This window comes from Microcoleus sp. Pol17C6 (genome assembly GCF_036701145.1).
Lineage (GTDB): Bacteria > Cyanobacteriota > Cyanobacteriia > Cyanobacteriales > Microcoleaceae > Microcoleus.
Genome location: NZ_JAUBQH010000043.1, coordinates 25,710 through 47,142, shown reverse-complemented (window position 1 = coordinate 47,142; position 21,433 = coordinate 25,710). Strand labels below are relative to the sequence as shown.

Here is a 21,433-nt window from a genome sequence, read left to right as displayed (position 1 = left end):
AGGTTTGTTACTTTACTGTATCAAGTCAGTAACAAATTTAAGTGCAAATTGCTAGGGCGATCGCATTTTACCATTTACGTGAATCGATTTTTTATTTTTGATTGTATATTTTAGATTTAAGAATTGGATGTCTGCCGTCAAAAAAACAAATCTTTTCCTGCCTGTGGTAATATAGACTAATAGTATTACTGCAAAATAAGGATTAATCTTATGATTGCAACAGTCACACAGAAATTAACCTTTGACCAATTCCTTGTAGAATGTCCAGAAAATGGACGCTATGAACTGGTAAATGGAGAAATTGTAGAGATGAATGCGACAAGAAATCATGATGATGTTGCTGATTTTACGTCTGACTCATTTAAAGATCAAGTTAAACGGCTAAGTTTAAATTATGTAGTCAACAATACCGCCGTTATCAGAACTGTAAGTAAAGCGGGCATCGAACAAGGGCGGAGGCCGGATGTCAGCGTAATTGATCGCGATTTGTGGCGATCGAACCGTTCTGCTTATTCTGCATTGCGGGAACCAATTCAACTGGCAGTGGAAGTAACATCAACAAATTGGGAGGACGATTATATAGACAAATTGGACGAATATCGGCGTTTGGGAATTGTAGAATATTGGATAGTCGATTATTTAGCAATTGGTAGCAGGGAATTTCTGGGAAATCCCAAAGTTCCAACTGTATTTGTCCACCTTTTGGATGCAGAGGGCAACTATCAAAGAAGCGCGTTTAAAGGCAGCGAACGAATTGTGTCGCGGACTTTTCCCGAATTAACGCTGACAGCAGAAGAGGTTATGAATGTTTAACTTCCGTTAATCCATCTAGCCAGACTATTATCCATAAAAAATTACTGAAAATATGAAGTATCTTTCTGATAAAAAATCTATTAGTCCTTGGAGTTACAAACCTGGGTGGTGTCAGCCTTGGTCGATTCTTTTAACTGGTACTAGCCTAATTAGCGGTAGTTGGTTTTTATTAAAAAATGTTTGGATAACTGTTTTAGTGGCGATTCCTTTATTAGCTTGGATGAGTTTTTTCTTGTTAGTTTGGCCGAGGTTGATGCTTTCTAGCGGAGTTTTGGATTCCGATGCAGATTAGGTTTTGGTGACGCGCACCTTATGTTTAGGATAAGGTGCGCGGTCATTGGTGTCAACTTAACGTTAAACCCTCAGTCCGGCTCTTGTTGAAACCCCTGCCTCAAAGCGAAAGTCCTCGCTTCCGAAGACTAATGAGTTCTTCAGTCCTCTTTGAGAGGACTTTCGCTATAAGACAGGGAATTCATTCCCTGGCGGAGTGCGGGGTGAGCGAGAGGACTGGCGGACTAAAAGCTTAAGTTGACACTAATAGTGCGCCCTGCACACCCTAAACATAGGGTGTTTCGCCTAGGTTTGCGGGTAATAGTCTTGAATTGCTTTTACTTCCATCGGGTGAGATTTGAGCGATCGAATTCCCGCTGCTGTCGCTTTGGCACCGGCTATTGTGGTAATAATCGGGATTTTGTAAGTCAAAGCTGTGCGGCGGATAAAGATGCCGTCGGCTCGGGATTCTTCGCCGGAAGGTGTGGTGATAATTAGTTGAATTTTCTCATTTTTGATCGAATCCAACAAATTCGGCCGCCCTTCGTGCAGTTTCAATTCCAAATCTACCTGTAAACCTTGCTCTCGCAAAACTTTTCGTGTTCCGTGAGTTGCGACTACTCTGAAACCCAATTCTAAGAATTCCTTGACAACGGGTACAACTGCTAGTTTGTCCCGATCGCGCATCGAAACCAGCACGGTTCCCAACAGCGGCATCATTTGTCCAGCACCTAATTGAGCTTTGGCAAAGGCTTTGCCAAAATCGGTGTCAATTCCCATGACTTCGCCGGTCGATCGCATTTCTGGCCCTAACAAGGTATCAGTTCCCGGGAACTTAGCAAAGGGTAATACAGCTTCTTTTACCGCAACATGAGTGGGTATAATCTCTTCAGTAAAACCCAAAGCTTCTAGAGTTTTGCCAGACATGACTCGTGAGGCCATTTTTGCTAAGGGAACTCCGATCGCCTTGGAGACAAAAGGCACTGTTCGAGAAGCGCGCGGATTAGCTTCCAAAATAAAAACTTGTTCCCCTTGAACAGCAAATTGAATATTCATCAACCCGATTACTTTCAGGGATTTTGCTAATTCTACAGTCCAGCGGCGGATTGTTACCAAGGCTGCATCAGAAAGCGTTTGATAAGGGATAGAACAAGCAGAGTCGCCGGAGTGGATTCCCGCTTCCTCGATGTGCTCCATAATACCGCCGATCGTCACATTGCCCGTAACATCGGCGATCGCATCGACATCCACCTCGATCGCATTCTCCAAAAACTTATCAATTAAAATCGGATGATCGGGTTCTACTAGCACGGCATAGGTCATGTAACGTTCCAATTCCGTATCGGAATAAACAATTTCCATGGCTCGCCCGCCTAATACATAACTTGGTCGCACCACTACCGGATAACCGATCCGTTGAGCTACTATTAAAGCATCCTCAAAACTACGGGCTAAACCGTTAGCAGCTTGCTGAATATCCAATTCCCGCAGAATCTTTTCAAATCGCTCCCTGTCTTCAGCAGTATCAATGGAATCCGGCGAAGTTCCCCAGATTTTTGTTTGTACATCGGGGTGATTTTCCAGAGCTTTTTGTAAAGGAAGCGCCAACTTCAGCGGCGTTTGGCCCCCAAATTGAATAATTATTCCCTCTGGATTTTCCGCTTCGATGATGTTGAGAACATCTTCTTTTGTTAGCGGTTCAAAATACAGGCGATCGCTCGTATCATAATCCGTCGAAACCGTTTCCGGGTTCGAGTTGACCATAATTGTCTCAAAGCCATCTTCTCCTAGGGAATAGGAAGCGTGACAGCAGCAGTAATCAAACTCAATTCCCTGTCCGATCCGGTTCGGCCCGCCACCTAAAATCATCACTTTTCGTTTGGTAGAAGGCAAAACTTCCGACTCCGGCGCGAGACTGTGGCCTACAGGCGAAATCTTCTTCTCTTCATCGCCCAAGTCCCAAATTGCTGCTCCCGCTTCGTAGGTGGAATAATAATAGGGTGTAAACGCTTCAAATTCAGCGGCACAGGTATCGACTGTTTTGTAAACCGGAATTACGCCTAACTGTTTGCGGTAAGCGCGCACTTGATCTTCGGATGTTTTGGTGGCGTAAGCAATTTGGCGATCGCTAAAACCCAATTGCTTTACTTCAAACATTGTCTCTTTTGTCAACTCTTCCAACCGCGTTCGTTTCAAGAACTTCTCAGTTTCCAGCAATTCCTGCATTTTATCCAAAAACCAAGGATCAATTCCTGTAAACTCGAAGATATCTTCCACCGACATTCCCATCATCATCGCGTGGCGAACTGTAAAAATGCGATCGGGATTTGGCGTCCGCAATCCGGCGCGAATTTGTTCCAAACTCGGCAACTTTTCCGGTTTGTCGCACCCGAAACCCGCGCGGCCTGTTTCCAATCCCCGCAGGGCTTTTTGGAATGATTCGTTGAAGCTGCGCCCGATCGCCATTACCTCCCCAACCGACTTCATTTGCGTTGTCAAAGTCGGTTCGGAACCAGGGAACTTTTCAAATGCAAATCGGGGAATCTTCGTCACCACGTAGTCAATTGTCGGCTCAAAAGACGCCGGAGTTTTCTTGGTGATATCGTTGGAAATTTCGTCTAGGCTGTAACCTACCGCTAATTTTGCCGCCATTTTGGCAATAGGGAAACCAGTTGCTTTCGAGGCCAAGGCGGAGGAACGGGAAACCCGAGGGTTCATTTCAATAACGATGAAATCTCCGTTGACAGGATTGACGGCAAATTGAATATTGGAACCGCCGGTTTCAACTCCGATTTCTCGAATAATTTTCACCGAAGCATCTCGCAGGCGCTGATATTCTTTGTCTGTGAGAGTTTGCGCCGGGGCGACGGTGATAGAATCGCCGGTGTGGACGCCCATCGGGTCGAGATTCTCGATCGAACAAATAATCACCACATTATCTGCCAAATCCCGCATTACTTCGAGTTCGTACTCTTTCCAACCAATCAAAGATTGTTCGATCAAAATTTGCGATACTGGACTGGCATCAATCCCGCCTTGTGCCATTTCTTCAAACTCTTCTTGGTTGTAAGAAATGCCGCCTCCCGTGCCTCCCATTGTAAAAGCAGGACGAATAATTAACGGATAACTGCCAATTTGGTGACCAATTGCTTTGGCTTCGTCGAGAGTGTTGGCAATTCCCGAAGGGCAAACTGCGACTCCAATTCGCGCCATCGCTTCCTTAAATAATAGCCGATCTTCTGCCATTTCAATTGCTGGCAACTTAGCACCAATCAACTCGACGTTGTATTTTTCTAAAACGCCATTTTTGGCGACGGCAACTGCTAAATTTAGCGCCGTTTGACCGCCCATTGTCGGTAAAATTGCTTGAGGTCTTTCTTTAGCGATGATTTGTTCGAGGATGGCTGGCGTTAGAGGTTCGATGTAAATGCGATCGGCAGTTTCCGGATCGGTCATAATCGTTGCAGGGTTGGAATTCACCAACACTACTTCATAACCTTCTTCTCGCAAAGCTTTGCAAGCTTGTGTCCCTGAATAGTCAAATTCGCACGCTTGACCGATAACAATTGGGCCGGAACCAATGAGAAGAATTTTTTTTAAGTCTTGACGACGGGGCATAGGTTCGTAATTAGTAATTGGACAAGGTGGAGGATTAATTTGATATTTTGCATCACTCTTAGAAACAGGCTTTCTAAGCTGTTCCCCCCAAAGCTTACTCAAAATAGTGCAAGTTTTGTTGTTAATTTGAAATTGTGCACCATTATCAGCATTTTGGAAGCAGAACCTCGCAACTCCGGCTGACAGACACCCCCAGCTAACCAGAAATATTGATGAGAAAAGGGTGCGGTCGATCGGTAAATCAAGACTATTTTAAGTGTTGCGGTCAAATCGTGTTCTAAAATACACAATCCCTGTATTCCGCCGGATTAATCATTGTAGAGACACTCCAAGAACCCTTCTTCGTGTCAACTTAACGTCTAACCCAATCACAGACTGTTGTTTGAGTATTAAATCTAGATCCCCCCTAGCCCCCCTTAAGAAGGGGGGGACAAGATTCTTCTCAAAGTCCCCCTTCTTAAGGGGGATTTAGGGGGATCTAGACTGGGTTAAAAGCGAGATTTATCAATGGTTTCAGGCGATTGTTGACACCAATGGGTTCTTGGAGTGTCCCTAGCGTATTTCAGCCTATTGTTAAGCTTTGCGCGATCGGCGAATGAGTACACTTATAACTTGTCCCGGCTTTGCACCTCGCTGCGGCGGACTCCAATCGCCAACTTGGGCAAATCCCAGTCGGTACAAGGTGTGGATGGTGTCTAACACGGCGGCGCGGGAACCGACAACCGTTATCCGCACGACTTCCTGTTCCGATACTGCTGAGTCGTCATTTGGACGCGCGGACAAGTTATCGTCAGGTACGAATTCCTGTGACATAATATGGTCTCCTGGTTTTTGGTTTTCTAGGAAAACCCAAAAACCCAGCCGCCCCGCACGTTAACACAGAGCAGGGCGGCTACAGAGAGTGTTAAAATTCTCCATTAGCCTCCATACTGCTTACTCAGTTTGGCGGTTAGCTGTCCATTGCTGTTGGTAGCAGCTTTGGGCAGTGCAACTAGATTTTTGGGCGACGCGGGCTGCTTCTTCTTTGAGGAAAGCAGCCTTAATTTCACAGCGTAGCCGCAGATGGGGGCCACCGTCAATCGATTTAAGATTTTGGATTTAAGATTGAGATTTTTCTCCAACAACTCTCGCACTCTCCCCTTCTCCCACTCTCCCCCTCTCCCTCAACCCAACCTACTAGATGAGGGAATGCGCCGAGGAAGAGGTAAAATATGGAATCGTTCCAAAAGCTTAAAATCAAAAATCTAAAATAAAGATATGCCTAGAACACAAGTGCGAATATTCCGTGCGCCTGCTGCTTGAGGGCAACCACATCAATTTTAGATTTTAGATTTTAGATTGTCCTCCAACAACTCTCTCCATCTCCTATGCCTAGAACACCCAGCGAATATTCCGTACACCTGCTGCTTGAAGGCGGCCACCGCGAAGAAGTGCGTTTCGCAACGCTGCAAGATTTTCAAAAGTGGTACAGCAGTACGCTGGTGCCGAAACAAGATTCAAGAGAATTTCTTAACGTCCCGATCAAAAATATTCAAGGCGAATACATGGTAGTTCGGCCTACCAGCGTTCTCGCAATTCGCGTAGAACCGATATTTACTTCTAGCGTCGAACGATTCGATGAATAAGGAAAATAATCAATTTAGTAGGGAAGATTGGAAATTGAGCAAGATTTTTCGCTATCAGCTATTAGCGATCGCCTGTTGCGTTTTGGCGATCGCTTTTTCGGTGCCAGCCGTTGCAGCCCCGCCACTGCAACCAATTAGTATAAATCAATTGCAAGCTGGCGAGTCGGAGGATCTCGCCTTTGACGCTCAAATCTGGGGCGAAAATGGCAAACCGGGTGATAAAGAATTGCTGTTAAAGTCGATCGACAACAGCCTCCGCTATCTCAATACATCCGCCGCCGCCACTGCTTACAGCCGCTATCCAGTCGCAGGAGTTACGCGCGATCGAGTTCGGCGTTCTCTCGATCGATTCCGCCAATTAGTTGTCAGTTCCACAACCCCATCACAACTTCAGGAATCGGTCAAGCGCGAATTTGTATTTTACAAATCCACGGGCAAAGATGGCCAAGGAACAGTCGCATTTACAGGTTATTTCGAGCCGACTTACGCAGCATCTCGCACGCCTAATTCCGAATACCGTTATCCCCTGTACCGGATGCCGCCAAACATGGCATCTTGGCCGAAACCTCACCCGACAAGATTGCAATTAGAAGGCGAAGATGCTTTGCAGGCGAGTAAAGGATTGCTGCGAGGATTAGAATTAGTTTGGTTGCGCGATCGATTCCAGGCATTTCTCGTGCACGTCCAAGGTTCTGCGAGATTGCAGCTAACAGATGGTAGCGTGATGACCGTCGGTTTTGCAGGCAAAACCAGTCACAGTTATACAGGAGTCGGGCGAGAATTAGTTAAAGACGGAAAGTTTACTTTAGAAGAGTTAAATTTGCCGAAACTAAGGGAATATTTCACTAACTTTCCCGCAGATATGAACAAATATTTGCCGAAAAATGAAAGCTTTGTATTCTTCCGGGATACTAATGGAGTTCCAGCCACAGGAAGCATTGGAGTGCCAGTAACTGCCGAAAGGTCGATCGCCACCGACAAAGCCTTAATGCCACCCGGTGCACTAGCATTAATTAGTACAAAACTCCCTTATCCGAATGCGGCAGGACAACTCGAACAAAATGCCGTGAATCGGTACGTTTTGGATCAGGATACCGGCGGTGCAATCAAAGGCGCGGGGAGAGTTGACGTATTCATGGGAACGGGGAATTTAGCGGGCGATCGGGCCGGTTATATCAACTCAACAGGAGAACTGTATTATCCGCTTTTAAAGTAGATTAATTCTACTTCATGTGATTTTTGACTGTGCGTCGCCATCCCGGACACGGCAGTGCCGTGTCCCTACAGATACCGCCGGCAATCAATATGTAATCTATTTTTGATAATTGCTATAAAATAGAAAATACCCCACCCTCCCAACCTCACAAATGCTCAACAAAATTCTGCAATTCATCAAAGGACTAATTCAGCGGCTGTTCGGAACCCCAACCAAACCCTCCCCGCCTTCGGAAAATACCGCCATCCGCCCAACATTAACTGACGCGGAATACGAGTCGAAATTCATGGAAATTCTCGAAGGGGTGAATGCCGGCTGGAGTCGCGGGGATGTGGCAGGATTCTTAATCGCAAAACGCCTTAAAGATAGTGAATTGGCTGCTTGGCTGCGACGGTTTGGCAAAAGATTGTTAGAGGGCGAACATGATGACACCGCTGCTACGGATGCGGTGGCATCGCTTCAGGAATTGGCGCAGCGGCTGGTTTTGTTAGGTAGAATTGGCAGCGGGGAATTGTCAGAGGTGGCGAGGCAAATTGGGCGGGATATATTGACACGGTTTCCGCTGCCGGAGGTTGAGGAGGAGGATACAAAGGGGAGGGTGATTGAGGCGGTGTTTGTTGGGGATGGTTTGGGTTTTTCTGGGGAAGTGAACCGCAGAGGCGCAGAGGCTGCGGAGGCTGAATCGGAAGTTAATGTAGATGCTGAGGCGTGGTGCGAGCGAGGGAATGAGCAGTATAATTTAGGAAGATTTGAAGATGCGATCGCATCTTATAACCAGGCAATTGCTCTCCAACCAGACTATCGCGATGCTTTGCACAACCGAGAGGTAGCGCAACGTAAGTTAGGCGAAATTCCATAGGCGAACTCGCTGGTATCCATAATTTTTGCTAGGTATTGCGATCGGTATGATAATATTAAGAATTAAGTGCCGTTTGGGTCATTATTATACACTAAAATAAGAGTTAGAGGCCTTAAATCCTCACTAGAAACTTAATTGGTAAGGTGCACAATCCGCACCTAAAATATGTTTATCCTATGAGGATTAATCCCCAACCCTTGCATCTCAAACCCAAATCGAATGACACAAGTAATCGGCATAGACTTAGGCGGAACCGCAATTAAACTCGGCAGATTTAGCGAAGACGGCATTTGTCACCAATCCTTAACTGTCCCAACCCCTCAACCCGCAACGCCAGAAGCAGTTTTAGCTACAATGACGGATGCTATTTTACAACTGAATCCGGTCGAAAATGCTGTAAGTGCGATCGGCATTGGCACTCCAGGCCCCGCAGACGCCGCCGGCCGCATAGCCAGAGTTGCAATTAACCTCAAAAACTGGCATAACGTCCCCCTAGCTGACTGGGTGGAAGCTAAAACCGGACTGCCGACAATATTAGCGAATGATGCCAACTGTGCCGGATTGGGAGAAGCTTGGTTGGGCGCAGGAAGGCACTTTAAAGACCTAATTTTAATAACTTTAGGTACAGGCGTCGGCGGTGCAGTTATCCTAGACGACAAACTATTTGTAGGTCATCAAGGCGCGGCCGGAGAACTAGGATTGATTACTATAAATCCCGACGGCCCGAAGTGCAACAGCGGCAATCGCGGTTCTTTAGAACAGTACGTTTCGGTGCAAGCAATTCGCCGAGAAACGGGTTTGGAACCTATAGAATTAGCAAACTTAGCTAAGTCTGGAGATGCCAAAGCTTTAGAATTTTGGCAAAATTACGGGCGCTATTTGGGTATCGGTTTGGCAAGTCTCATTTATATTTTGACGCCGGAAGCTATTATTATCGGCGGTGGAATTAGTGCAGGTACAGAATTTTTCTTGCCGCAGGTTCGAGAAGAAATTGAGCGGCGGGTTCTGCCGACTTCTCGCGAAGATTTGCAGTTATTGGTTGCTGAATTGGGCAATCAAGCAGGCATGGTAGGCGCGGCCAAATTAGCTTGGCAGCTTGTTCAATAGTTAAAATTTAAAAAAGCAGCGCATTTTACTGCGCTTTTTTAATATCTAAAATGAGGCGGCAACCTAAGCACTTTAGCTCAAAAAAAAATAAAATCAATGTGAGGAGTTACTAAACATAGTCTCCCTTCATCCTTCAATGACTAATGACTTTTTTATGGCAGAGATTGTCCAGTCGTATTTTTAATGTATTCCTGAATTTCTTGATAAGTTTCCGGGTTGCTTTGGCGGAGGATAATAATATTAGTTGCGCTGTCAGGCAGGCAAAAGCTTAGCCGACCGTTCTGTTCACAAGCAAAAGAGCTAATTCGACTCATATCAATCGCAAATTCTTTGCGGTCATAATGAATTTTAATCCACGAGCCTCTAGAATTGCGATCAATGGTTTTTTTGAGGTAATCGAGAACTTGCTTGTAAGCCTCATAATTGCCTTGGGGATTGAGGATAATCGGCTGACTGCTATTAGGCAGCCAAAAGGTGAGACGCTTGTTATCCAGTTCGCTAGAAAAAGCACTAATAGTGTCAAGGTCAATTATGTATGTACTTTTCTCATAAGTAATTTTGCTCCAATAAGCCACAAAGCCTCCTCAAACCTGTGTTTCCTGGTATTTTAGGATAGTTTGACAACTCCTACCATTTTAGATTTTAGATTGTAGATTTTAGATTGGGCATGACAGATGACTATCGGGGTTGGGAAGTTGCCTAAAGTTGCATTTTTTTGGGAAACTGGTATCACCCTTGAAAGCCGTAAAAAGTTAAGAAAAATATTAGCATTTTTACCTTCTGCCTTCTCCCTTCTGCCTTCTCCCTTGTGGTACTATCCCCCCAGCCCTAGCATAGGGGTTGGGGGGAGGTTTTTCACTCGTTGAGAATGCTGCCCGATATCTAGTCCGGTAAGTGCGACCCCTATCAAATCCTATTGGTCTGTTGGGTGGGTTTTGTAATGTCCATTGTAGGGGCGATTTGAATATTGTCTATTCTGAACCGCCCCTACAGACATCTAATATATCAGAACTCATCGATCGCACATGATATGAGATCAGTTGGCGACAACTTTCCCAGCCACCAAGTCGCGACCCTCATCTTCTAAAACATCCTGCTTTCCCTGGATGCTAGCCGCCTGGATAAACCCTTGAAACAATGGGTGGGGGGTGCTAGGTCGAGATTGGAATTCGGGGTGAAATTGGCAGGCTATGAAAAAGGGATGGTTGGGAAATTCGATCATTTCTACCAATCGGCCGTCTGGAGATGTACCGGAGACTGCATAACCTGATTCTAAGAAAAGATTGCGGTAGGCGTTGTTAAATTCGTACCGATGGCGGTGCCGCTCGTAAATCACTTCTTTCTGATAAAGTTTGAAAGCTAGCGTGTCTGGGTTGACACGGCACGGATACAAACCCAGTCGCATTGTACCGCCCAAATCGACTACATCTTGCTGTTCTGGCAATAAATTAATTACCGGATTTGATGTATCCGGGTCAAATTCAGCGCTGTTGGCATCCTCTAGTTGGGCGATGTTGCGCGCCCATTCAATCACAGCACACTGCATCCCCAAACACAATCCCAAAAATGGAATTTTGTTGTGTTTAGCATATTCTATCGCCGCTATTTTGCCGTCCACTCCCCGAACCCCAAAACCTCCCGGTACAAGAATGCCGTTGATATCTTTGAGATAATTATCGAGGTTTCCCGATTCTAAATCTTCTGAGTTAATCCAGCGCAAATTCAGGTCGCAGCCGATCGCAATTGCCGCGTGCCGCAAAGCTTCGACTACCGAAAGATAAGCATCGTTCAACCGCACGTATTTGCCAACTAAAGCAATATCAATTTTGTGATTGGGACTGTAAAGCCTGTTGACTAAAGTTTGCCACTGATGCAAATCTGGCTGGCGATGTTCCAGTTGCAGCAAATTGAGTGTTTGTTGCGCCAAACCTTCCTGTTCCATCATCAGGGGTACTTCGTAGATACTTTTAGCATCTTGAGAGGTGATGACACATTCTTCGGGTACGTTGCAGAATTCCGACAATTTCTGTTTCATGCCCAAAGACAGCGGGCGATCGCACCGACACACTAAAATATCTGGTTGAATGCCGATCGACCGCAATTCCTTCACCGAATGCTGAGTCGGTTTAGTTTTCATCTCCCCAGCCGAAGGAATCCAAGGTATCAGCGTGACGTGCATATACACAACATTTTGCCGGCCGACATCCTTGCGAAACTGGCGAATTGCCTCCAAAAACGGCAAAGATTCAATATCTCCCACCGTTCCGCCGATTTCTGTAATCACGACATCGGGATTAGTATTTTTGGCTACTCGGTGAATTCGCTCTTTAATCTCATTAGTGATGTGCGGAATCACCTGCACCGTACTCCCCTGATACTCGCCGCGGCGTTCTTTGTTGATCACCGCTTGATAAATGGAACCCGTGGTGACGCTATTGAGGCGAGACATTGAAGTATCGGTAAAACGCTCGTAGTGCCCCAAATCCAGGTCAGTTTCCGCACCGTCTTCCGTCACGAAAACTTCTCCGTGCTGAAACGGGCTGAGAGTGCCGGGGTCAACGTTAATATAGGGGTCTAGCTTCAAAATCGACACTGAATAGTCCCGCGACTTCAATAGGCGGCCCAAAGAAGCACCGACAATACCCTTGCCGATGCTGGAAACCACGCCGCCAGTCACAAACACAAATTTGCTCATAGGATTTTCGACTTTAGATGTTTCAATGTCAGGTCAGACTCAAATGTGACATAGGTAATCCATAAGGGCAACCACGGGGGATTGCCCCTACACCCATTTGACCAAATTATTGACGATTGTTATGTGCTTGCAACCAAGTTGTCAAATCTGACACACTGGCAAAGTCTAATAGTGCCTCTCCTAGATTCTCTAATTGCTGAGCGGATAACTGAGCGATGCTGGTTTTGATCTCCGGCGACAGCAGGCCGACACTGCGCTCCAACTGACGAACAATTAATGTCACATTTCCTTGTTTGATGCCTTGTTCGATGCCTTGTTCGATGCCTTGTTCGATGCCTTGTTCGATGCCTTGTTCGATGCCTTGTTCGATGCCTTGTCTGATTCCTTGTTCTATCCCGATTCTGGTAGCTTTTGTAATTGCACCGCGCTGGTCTTGAATAAAAATTTCTCGCCTTTCTAAATCTTCCAATTCATCAGGATCGAGATTTGCTTCATTGGCAATTGTAAAAGCTTTGCGGAGTTCCGGTACATTTCCCAACTCTTCCGGCACAGACCTTAACGTCCGAGCTGTTTTCATGAAATATATCCACTTATCAGTCAGAGTCTCTAATTCTGCTAAAGTCTTGTCAAATTTGGGCAACTCAACAAATACAAATTCTAATTCATCCGCCAAATAATCGACCAAGTTGTTTTTTTCTTTGATACAAAACCGCGAAATTACTGTTTCCAGATGCTCAAACATTTGGAAATCTGTAATCGTTAAGGCAATCACGGGATTTAATAGGTTGTAGTTTTCTCCGCTTTTCAATTGCACTGAGTAAGCTTTGGTAGCATTGTATAAAATACGTTTTTCAAAAGATTCTACATTCAATACCTGCATCTCAATAATCACTGTTTTGCTACCACTAATTTTAGCTTTAACATCCAAGTAAGTATCTTTGACTCCTTTGATTTTGGGAGCTAAATAAGGGTCAAGAATTTCTAAATCTTCGATGACTGGCTGCGCTTCGTAGAGGATGGCATTTAAGAAGCTAATCAAAATGTCTTTGCTGTCAGCAGAGCCGAAGATTTTTTTAAAGGCAAAGTCGGTTTTGGGGTTAATAAAATTCATGGCTTTTTCAATTTATTAGAGCTTGAGAGGTTGAGGTTAGAGTTATTTAATTATTTAACTATCATACAATCTTCTAGGTTGGGTTCGCGGACGATCGCCCCAACCGACATCACCCCAAGACGGATGGAAGCCCACAGCAGTCTAGACAAAAGTTCCAGTCCCCCATTAGCGCCTGTGGAGTCAATCTAAAATCAGCCCTACGCGCTCAGTCATTTTTCTCAGAAAGCTAACTCAGGAACGTTTCGCGAAGCGTAAAGTCATGGTAAACAAAGCACCTCAAGTCTGCTAAAAAAAACAGCTATGAAGTTTGTCTGCGTTTTATCCCCTCAACGGTTGCTTTCTGCTGGTATGGCATTGCTCGCTGCGATCCTCTTCGAGGGCTTCGCTAACGAGTGTGGCGCGTGGCTTGCTCCCAATGCAGCGCGGGCAAAAGATCCTGGGGAAATTTATTCGTCTGTGTCGCCGAAAATCCTCGCTAGTAACGATGTTAATTGCAATGGCGGACGATCGCCACAAAATCGCTGTCCAGTCGGCGGTTTGTTCGTCAAAACTCCAAATACGACCTCAGAACAAGTCTTTCCTCTCAAGCAGACTGAAGTTAAAGCCAAAATAGCTGGCAATATCTCTCGCGTCGAAGTTGTTCAGAAGTTTGAAAATCCTTTTCCTGAATCTATAGAAGCTGTTTATATATTTCCTTTGCCCGACGAAGCGGCGGTGGACGATATGGAAATTAAAATAGGATCACGAACTATTAAAGCTGATATCAAACGCCGCGAGGAAGCTTTGGAAATTTACGAACAAGCCAGAAAGCAAGGCAGGACTGCTGGTTTGTTGGAACAAGAACGATCCAATATTTTTACTCAGTCTCTCGCTAATATCAAACCCGGAGAAAAAATTGAAGTTACGATTCGCTACACGGAAAGTCTCAAGTTTGCCGGCGGCGATTACGAATTTGTGTTTCCAATGGTGGTAGGGCCTCGCTATATTTCGGGAAATACGACCCCCCCCAACCCCCCCTTGCTAAGGGGGGGCGATCGTTCAGGTGCCGATCGCATTAACCCGCCTGTCTTGCCTCCAGGAACGCGATCTGGTCACAATATTGCTGTGTCGGTAGAAATAGATGCCGGAGTTGCGATCGGCGATGTCCGCTCTACTTCCCATCAAATTACAACTGACCGCAGCGGCAATATTGTACAAGTCCAATTAGCCAATTCAGACACAATTCCCAATAAAGATTTAATTTTGCGCTATCGAGTCGCGAGCGAAAATACTCGGGCAACTATTTTGACTCAATCAGACCAGCGGGGCGGTCATTTTGCTACTTATCTGATTCCGGCATTAAACTACAAAACTAATGAAATTGTACCCAAAGATGTCGTGTTTCTGATGGATACTTCCGGTTCTCAACAGGGCGAACCGCTGGCAAAATCTAAGGAGTTGATGCGCCGCTTCATTCAAGGACTCAATCCCAACGATACTTTTACTATTATTGATTTTGCCAACACTGCGCAAGCGCTTTCAACAACTCCTTTAGCAAATACGGCTGCCAACCGACAAAGCGCCATAAATTATATCGACAAGTTGCAGGCAAACGGTGGTACTGAACTACTTAACGGCATTCAAGCAGTGATGAATTTTCCGGCGGCGGCAACGGGAAGGCTGCGGAGTATTGTACTAATTACTGACGGTTACATTGGTAATGAAAATGAAGTGCTAGCCAGGGTTCAGGGGAGTCTTAAACCGGGAAATCGACTTTATAGTTTTGGTGTCGGCGGTTCGGTGAATCGGTTTTTGATTAACCGTTTGGCGGAAGTGGGAAGAGGCACGTCTCAAGTAATTCGTCAAGATGAACCGTCAGCAGAAGCGGCAGAAAAGTTTTTTCGGGAAATTAATCGTCCGGTATTGACTGAGATTCAAATTAGTTGGGAGGGAATGGGGGAAAAACCAGAGATTTATCCGATCGCACCCCCAGACTTGTTTGCGAGTCAGCCGCTGGTTTTGTTTGGCAAAAAGAGCGATCGAACTAACGGTCAACTTCGCATCCGCGGCACTCTTGCCGGCGGCAAAGCTTACGAGCAAGTTTTACCTGTTAATTTTGCTCAATCCGGCGGGCGGCAGCGGGAGTCAACATCAGTCGCAGCAACCGCTACGGATTTTGGCAATTCGGCGGTAGCTCAGCTTTGGGGTCGATCGCGCATTAAAGATTTAATGAATCAAATGTTTGGTGGCGAGACTAAATCTTTGGTGGAAGCTGTGACTAATACTGCTCTGACTTATCGGTTGCTGTCTGAATACACGGCTTTTGTGGCTGTGAGCGAAGAAGTGCGAGTCGAACCAGATGGAACTCGTCGTCGAGTGCAAGTGCCTGTGGAATTGCCGCAGGGTGTCAGCTATGAAGGTATTTTCGAGTCGGGAGGGGCAGAGCAAACTAGGGGTGGCTCTCGCAGCGTTACCTCGAATCGCAACTCGGCACCGGTGAGTCCAATTCCTGCTATGCCGCGGCAGCCCGGTTACGGTGAGTTGCAACGCCCGAAGCCTTTGGTTTCTCGCCTCCAAGTAATTAGCGCCGAAGGGTTGGATGCCGGGGCGATCGCGGCTTTGACTCAATACCTGCAATCTGTTAATCTCCCGGCGGGGGTTAGCGGTGAAACGGTATGGGAGTTATCGGTACAAGACGGCCGCGTTGCCCGATTGGCGATCCTCTTCGAGGGCTTCGCTAACGACCCTCAAACCTCGACGCTGCAAGCAACAGACGCCGTAGAAACTCTCAAGAGGGCCTTGAGTTCCTGGCAACCTCCCGCAGGGTTCAAGGGCACGCTGCGCCTGAAGTTGCGAATTACTGTCGATCGTTAAGCAAGGAGTATCTATCTCAAAAAATATTAACTTTTAATTCAAAAATACCGAAAGCGCGATCGCTACCCCGTGGAAGATATAAAATCTTTATTAAGAGATTGCCTTTAAACAGAAAGTGATGTTAAGGAAATTTATACCGTTTGAGGCAAACGCTAAAACAGTTTCCTTTCTGAAACAGTTTCCTTTCTGAAACAACCTTAACAGTAAAGATTTCTGGATCGAAACCCCACAATCATAGAAGGTATGATGCCCTATGGAAGTTAGTGAACTGCTCAACAATTACGAAAAAGGACAAAGAGACTTTACTGGAGCCGACCTCAGCGGGAAAAACCTCAGCGGAGCAATCTTAATCGGAGTCAACCTTTCGCGAGCTAATCTTTCCGGGGCGAACCTCAGCAGGGCGTTTCTCACCAAAGCAACACTCAACGATGCACAGATGCAAAGAACAAATCTGACTTTTGCCAAAATGGGCGAAACCCAACTTTCGGGTGCAGATTTGACAAAAGCTAATTTGAGTGGAGCTTTTTTGGTAAAAGCAAAATTGCCCAGAGTAAAGTTAAGTGGCGCAACTTTAACTAGCGCCAACCTGCGGGGCGCTGTGTTGTGGAATGCCAATTTGTGCAGCGCCGACTTGCAATTAGTTAACTTGCTGGGCGCGAATCTGACGGCAGCTAATTTTAAGTGGGCTAACCTTTACGGTGCAAGGCTCAATAATGCAAAACTTTTTGGAGCTCAATTAACCGGAGTCAGTCTGCGGCGAGCGCAGTTGACAGGGGTGAATCTCTGCGGTGCAGATTTAAGCGGAGTTAACGTGAGCGAAGCTAAACTAATGGGAGCTAATTTGGAAGGCTCGAATTTGGCAGGGGCGAATTTCAGCGCGGCTCAGTTGCGTGGGGTGAAGTTGGCGGGTGCCAACTTAACGGGGGCTAAGTTGAGGGGAAGTTGTTTGAGAGGGGCAAATCTGAATTGGGCAAAGTTGTGTCAAGCAGATTTGATGGCGGCCGATTTGAGCGAGGCGACGTTAATAGGAGCTAATTTAGATAATGCTTTGTTGGCGGGAGCTATTTTGCCGGAATCTACTAGGCGCTATTTTTCTTTAGCTGGGGCTGGCAAAGTCAATTCTTGGGAAGTTACGGAAATTAAAAATGGGTAATGGGTAATGGGGAATTGGTAATTGGGAATATCAAATCTGGTAAATATGGAATTATAGGCGAGTGCCAGCGGGACGCTCGCACTGCTTTAAAATCAATGGATGCACTCGCGCACAAAGAAACCGGGTTTTTTTACCGAGATTGAGGGTTTAAACTAAGTATTTTGGTTGAAAAACCCGGTTTCTAGGCATCGGTGCCTAAGTCCTAGAATTATTAAAAGTGGCAGATATCCACGCCGGACGTAGCCTGGGCCGTTGCGCTACAAGTGACTAAGTTCAAGGTTTTCTGTTGAAATCAAATCTTTAATCTCAAATCTCAAATCTCAAATCGTTATGACTGTTAATTTTGGCGTCGTGCTGGTAACTGCTTCATCGGAGGCGGAGGCGGAGAATATTGCTAAATCTCTAGTTGAACACAAGCTAGCTGCTTGTGTGAGTTTGTCGCCGATTCGCTCTATTTATAGTTGGCAAGGCGAGATTCATTCTGAGTCAGAGTGGCAGTTGGTGATTAAAACTGATTTGGCTAAATTTGAGGCTTTAAAAACAAAAGTTCAGGAACTCCATTCCTATGAAGTTCCCGAAATTATTGCTATTCCTATTATCGCTGGCAGCGATGCTTATCTCAATTGGCTGGGACAATCTTTAAGTTTGTAGTAAGGACTTTAGTCCTAAAGTGTCAAATGAAGAGGGACGGAAGTCCCTACTACAAATGGTCATAAACCTACGAATTATGACTGGTAGGGCCGATGACGCCGATTTTGTGGCGAAAACTTAGTTCGCCGCCGAACCAGCCTGTAATGCCCAGCAAGGTTGCAACGACGATCGATATTGCTAAACCTGTATATACGATCGGCTCCGCCGGATTTCCTTGGCGCAACAGCAAGTTAATCAGGGTAAGTACCATAACCGCCACATTGCCGCCCATGTGCAACCAGCCAGCACTGCGAGCGCGCACTCTTTTAACTTTGAAAAAATCTAAAAAGCCCGTGATTGCTGCCAAAATCCCCGCAGCAAAACCGACACCCATCAGCCAAACCGAAGCTCTGGCCCAAAACGGATCGCTTGTCAGCCAATAACCGATGTCCGTGCCCGCGGCTCCTACTAAAAAGGCTACCGGAAAGATCACGATGATGGGGTGGATGGGATGGCCTGCAACTGAAAGCGTACTCGTAATGCCGGCGTCGCGATACTCTGAGTCGTCACTTTCGAGAATCGGCGGAATATTGGGATAAGGCGTACTATTTCTTTGATTTGTTTCCATGATTTCTACAGTAACTTTTGTACAACAAACCCATTTTTATTGGATTGAACTTAATCCCAAATCCGCTCGCCATTTTCGTCAACGCGGGCCTGCCGAATTACGTCGGAAATTTCCTCGGCGTCTTTGACGTGGTGCAGGGCTTTCTTTTCCCCATCCGGTTCTTCTACGATCACATAAGTTGGAACTGTAACAACATCGCCCGTGATGTCTGGCACGTGGTCTACCGCCAGTTGCTTGGCTTTTTCTTCGATGGTTTGCGGTTCATCAGAAATGCGATCGCCCGGATTGACCGTGCGCTCCATATCTTTGCCTGGTTTGTCGATACTCATAAAAACCTCTCTGGTATTTCTAATTTTTTGCTGACTCTAATTGCTACTATTGAACGAAAAATATCTCTACCTAAACATCTCCCGACGGGTGGAAGTTTCAGTTAGGGCGATCGCAGGCAGCCTCTTCCTGTAGGTAGAGGTTTTTCGATTGGTTCCGAAAAAACGTAAGCTAAAATCTAAGCATGATATTTTCCTTCCCTTTGAGTTGCCCATGAAAAGTTACGATTGGATTGTTGTCGGCGGTGGCATTACTGGTGCATCACTGAGTTACGAACTGGCAAAAAAAGGTTTTGCTGTGCTGCTTTTGGAACGAGATGCTGCCATGCAAAATGCTACTCGTTTTAGTTATGGTGGCTTGGCTTATTGGTCGGGGACGACTGATTTAACTCGCCAATTGTGTCGGGAAGGTATCGAACGCCACCGCCATTTATCGGCGGAATTAGATGCGGATACTGAGTTGCGCGAGTTGGATTTGTTGCTGACAATTGATGCGGGCAATGATGCCGAAAAAGTGGCGGCTAATTACGCACATTTTGCGATTGTTCCGCAGCTTTTGAGTGTTGCAGAAGCTGGCGAGTTGGAACCTTTGCTGAATAAAAGTGCGATCGCCGGAGCTCTGACTGTGCGTCACGGTCACATTTCGCCGACTGCCACAAATAAAGCTTATTGTCAAGGGTTTCTGAGGTTGGGAGGAACTATAGAATTTGCTGAAGTAATTGGGTTGATCAAAGAGGGAAATCGGATTTCGGGAGTCCAGACGGTACACGAAAGTTATGCCTGCGAAAATACGGTTATTTGTGCTGGAGGTTGGAGTCGGAGTTTGCTAAAAGCCGCTGGTGTTTCTGTGGGAGTTTATTTTACTCGCACGGAGATTTTGGAAACTGCACCTGTGGATTTGAAACTCAGAACTTTGGTGATGCCTGCGGTATTAAAACGTTTTGAATTGGAAGCAGAATCGAGTAGAAATGAGGTGGATTTTCTTTGGGATGAACCGGGTAAAGAGTTGCTGTCGCCGATTTTAGATTCGGGTGCAATTCAGTTTAATGATGGCAGTTTGCGTATCGGGCAATTGTCTCGCACTTTGAGCGATTTGAATGCTAAAGTCGATCGCGAAACCAGCGAAACGGCAATTCGTGCAGGAATCCGCAAGGTTTTGCCTGATTTGGCAGGCTTACCGGCAACTTGGCACGAGTGTAGTGTGGCATTCAGCGCTGATAATTTGCCTGTAATGGGACCGATTGCCGATCGCCCTGGATTGCACGTTTTTTCGGGGCTCAGCAATCCTTTGGTGATTGTACCTGCTTTGGCTGAGCGATTTGCGAAGGCGGCGGGGGGAGAAGAAGATAGGGCGATCAAACTTTTGTCTCCCAATAGATTTTGCTGAAAATGACTAATGTTAACTGTTAGCTGTTATCGTCACCACAAAAAGGCAGCGCGACAATAAAGGTAGTACCTTTGTCGATCGCACTTTCCACACTTATTGTACCGCCGTGCAGGTCAACTATGTGTTTGACAATGCAGAGTCCCAAACCCGATCCTTTAATATTGCCTACATTAGCACCCCGTTCAAACTGCTGAAATAGTTTTCCTTGATATTCCGGTGTCATCCCAATTCCCTCATCTCGAACGCACAAAATTATTTGTTGGTTTTCGCAGCTTAAGTCTAAACTTACCTTGCCGCCGTTAGGAGAATATTTAATAGCGTTTGAAAGCAAATTAGTCAGAAGGTGGTGCAGTAGTTTGGCATCAAGATTGGCGTGCAGCGGATTTGTGTGACTGCGGAAATGTACTAGGTGTTTGTCGGTGAGAATAGGTTGCAGCTCTTCTAAAATAGAATTGCATAAATCAGTGGCATTAATCGGATTTAAATTTAAGGAAATTTTCCCTGCTTCTGCTTTGCTAAGCATTAAAATATCTTCCAGCAACCCACTCATATTACTGACTGCTTTTTTAATGCGATCAACATTTTTATTCTTCGTTCCGGGGGTTCTATGCAAGTCGCTATCTTCTAGCATTTCAGCCGATAACTGTATAGTAGTTAAAGGAGTATTCAAATCGTGGAAAGCCATCGAAATAAACCGCGATCTGTTTTCGCTTTTTTCTGCTGCTAAGGCCATTATTTTTTTCAGGATCACTGCTTCTTGGTGTTTGCTCAGTGCTATCTTGATAGTGGCGTGCATTTCTCTTTCTTTAAAAGGTTTGAGCAGGTAGCCGTAAGAACCCGTATTTTCGGCTCGCTGCAAAGTTTCGTCGTCAGCATAGGCAGTTGTATAGATAATTGGTATATCTAATTCTTGATTAATTATTGCTGCTGTTTCTATGCCGTCAATGTCGCCTTTGATAACTATGTCCATTAAAATTAAATCGGGTCTTAGTTCGCGGGCGCGCTGGATCGCATCCGCTCCAGAAGAAACGATATCAGCGACTTGATATCCCAATTTTTCTAATTTAGGGGATAAATTTTTAGCAATTAACAGTTCGTCTTCGACAATCAAAATCTGAATGGGTTTTTCGACCAAGCTCATA

Annotated in this window: 18 protein-coding genes; 10 read left to right on the top strand and 8 right to left on the bottom strand. The window is 45.8% G+C overall.

What is annotated here, in order from left to right:
- Positions 1–210 precede the first annotated feature (210 nt).
- Both QUA25_RS20205 and QUA25_RS20200 read left to right on the top strand, forming a co-directional pair.
- Positions 211–813: a Uma2 family endonuclease gene (locus tag QUA25_RS20205; RefSeq protein ID WP_333040864.1), complete on the top strand. Its 603-nt coding sequence runs from the start codon at positions 211–213 to the stop codon at positions 811–813.
- 52 nt (positions 814–865) lie between these two features.
- Positions 866–1,105, top strand: a complete 240-nt coding sequence (locus tag QUA25_RS20200; protein ID WP_333040863.1) for a DUF6737 family protein — start codon at positions 866–868, stop codon at positions 1,103–1,105.
- A gap of 284 nt (positions 1,106–1,389) precedes the next feature.
- On the opposite strand, the gene carB is transcribed toward QUA25_RS20200, so the two are convergent.
- Entirely contained in the window at positions 1,390–4,701 is a 3,312-nt protein-coding gene (carB, locus tag QUA25_RS20195; RefSeq protein ID WP_333040874.1) for a carbamoyl-phosphate synthase large subunit, read from the bottom strand.
- A gap of 573 nt (positions 4,702–5,274) precedes the next feature.
- Positions 5,275–5,514 carry a hypothetical protein gene (locus tag QUA25_RS20190; RefSeq protein ID WP_333040862.1) on the bottom strand — a complete coding sequence of 80 codons (240 nt, stop codon included), beginning with the start codon at positions 5,512–5,514 and terminating at the stop codon, positions 5,275–5,277.
- A 554-nt stretch (positions 5,515–6,068) separates the two neighbouring features.
- Between QUA25_RS20190 and QUA25_RS20185 the strand changes: the two genes are divergently transcribed.
- The 4 genes from QUA25_RS20185 to QUA25_RS20170 all read left to right on the top strand — a co-directional run bounded on the left by QUA25_RS20185 (position 6,069) and on the right by QUA25_RS20170 (position 9,508).
- Positions 6,069–6,326, top strand: coding sequence for a hypothetical protein (locus tag QUA25_RS20185; protein WP_333040861.1), 258 nt, complete (start codon positions 6,069–6,071; stop codon positions 6,324–6,326).
- Positions 6,319–7,542: a murein transglycosylase A gene (locus QUA25_RS20180; protein ID WP_333040860.1), complete on the top strand. Its 1,224-nt coding sequence runs from the start codon at positions 6,319–6,321 to the stop codon at positions 7,540–7,542. The genes QUA25_RS20185 and QUA25_RS20180 overlap by 8 nt, the downstream gene beginning before the upstream one ends.
- A 151-nt stretch (positions 7,543–7,693) precedes the next feature.
- The gene (locus QUA25_RS20175) at positions 7,694–8,401 is read left to right on the top strand and encodes a tetratricopeptide repeat protein (protein WP_333040859.1); all 708 of its coding nucleotides are present in this window, start codon (positions 7,694–7,696) and stop codon (positions 8,399–8,401) included.
- 219 nt (positions 8,402–8,620) lie between these two features.
- A complete protein-coding gene (locus QUA25_RS20170) occupies positions 8,621–9,508 on the top strand; it encodes an ROK family protein (protein WP_333040858.1) in 888 nt (295 codons plus the stop codon).
- A gap of 152 nt (positions 9,509–9,660) precedes the next feature.
- Here the strand turns inward: QUA25_RS20170 and QUA25_RS20165 are convergent, their stop codons facing one another.
- The 3 genes from QUA25_RS20165 to QUA25_RS20155 all read right to left on the bottom strand — a co-directional run bounded on the left by QUA25_RS20165 (position 9,661) and on the right by QUA25_RS20155 (position 13,314).
- Positions 9,661–10,083 (bottom strand): hypothetical protein, encoded by a 423-nt coding sequence (locus tag QUA25_RS20165; RefSeq protein WP_015174977.1) that lies wholly within the window; start codon positions 10,081–10,083, stop codon positions 9,661–9,663.
- Positions 10,084–10,544: 461 nt separating this feature from the next.
- Positions 10,545–12,203, bottom strand: a complete 1,659-nt coding sequence (locus QUA25_RS20160; protein ID WP_333040857.1) for a CTP synthase — start codon at positions 12,201–12,203, stop codon at positions 10,545–10,547.
- A gap of 106 nt (positions 12,204–12,309) precedes the next feature.
- Positions 12,310–13,314 carry an Rpn family recombination-promoting nuclease/putative transposase gene (locus QUA25_RS20155; protein WP_333040856.1) on the bottom strand — a complete coding sequence of 335 codons (1,005 nt, stop codon included), beginning with the start codon at positions 13,312–13,314 and terminating at the stop codon, positions 12,310–12,312.
- Positions 13,315–13,614: 300 nt separating this feature from the next.
- Between QUA25_RS20155 and QUA25_RS20150 the strand changes: the two genes are divergently transcribed.
- The 3 genes from QUA25_RS20150 to cutA all read left to right on the top strand — a co-directional run bounded on the left by QUA25_RS20150 (position 13,615) and on the right by cutA (position 17,971).
- Entirely contained in the window at positions 13,615–16,167 is a 2,553-nt protein-coding gene (locus QUA25_RS20150; protein WP_333040855.1) for a VIT domain-containing protein, read from the top strand.
- 253 nt (positions 16,168–16,420) lie between these two features.
- Positions 16,421–17,320 carry a pentapeptide repeat-containing protein gene (locus QUA25_RS20145; protein WP_333040854.1) on the top strand — a complete coding sequence of 300 codons (900 nt, stop codon included), beginning with the start codon at positions 16,421–16,423 and terminating at the stop codon, positions 17,318–17,320.
- A 330-nt stretch (positions 17,321–17,650) separates the two neighbouring features.
- Positions 17,651–17,971 (top strand): divalent-cation tolerance protein CutA, encoded by a 321-nt coding sequence (gene cutA, locus QUA25_RS20140; RefSeq protein WP_333040853.1) that lies wholly within the window; start codon positions 17,651–17,653, stop codon positions 17,969–17,971.
- 67 nt (positions 17,972–18,038) lie between these two features.
- On the opposite strand, the gene QUA25_RS20135 is transcribed toward cutA, so the two are convergent.
- A complete protein-coding gene (locus QUA25_RS20135; protein WP_333040852.1) occupies positions 18,039–18,578 on the bottom strand; it encodes a DUF2231 domain-containing protein in 540 nt (179 codons plus the stop codon).
- A gap of 50 nt (positions 18,579–18,628) precedes the next feature.
- Entirely contained in the window at positions 18,629–18,907 is a 279-nt protein-coding gene (locus QUA25_RS20130) for a hypothetical protein (RefSeq protein ID WP_333040850.1), read from the bottom strand.
- Positions 18,908–19,118: 211 nt separating this feature from the next.
- Here QUA25_RS20130 and QUA25_RS20125 point away from each other — a divergent pair, with 211 nt between their 5' ends.
- Entirely contained in the window at positions 19,119–20,291 is a 1,173-nt protein-coding gene (locus QUA25_RS20125; protein ID WP_333040849.1) for an FAD-binding oxidoreductase, read from the top strand.
- 19 nt (positions 20,292–20,310) lie between these two features.
- On the opposite strand, the gene QUA25_RS20120 is transcribed toward QUA25_RS20125, so the two are convergent.
- Positions 20,311–21,432: an ATP-binding protein gene (locus QUA25_RS20120; protein ID WP_333040848.1), complete on the bottom strand. Its 1,122-nt coding sequence runs from the start codon at positions 21,430–21,432 to the stop codon at positions 20,311–20,313.
- Position 21,433 lies beyond the last annotated feature (1 nt).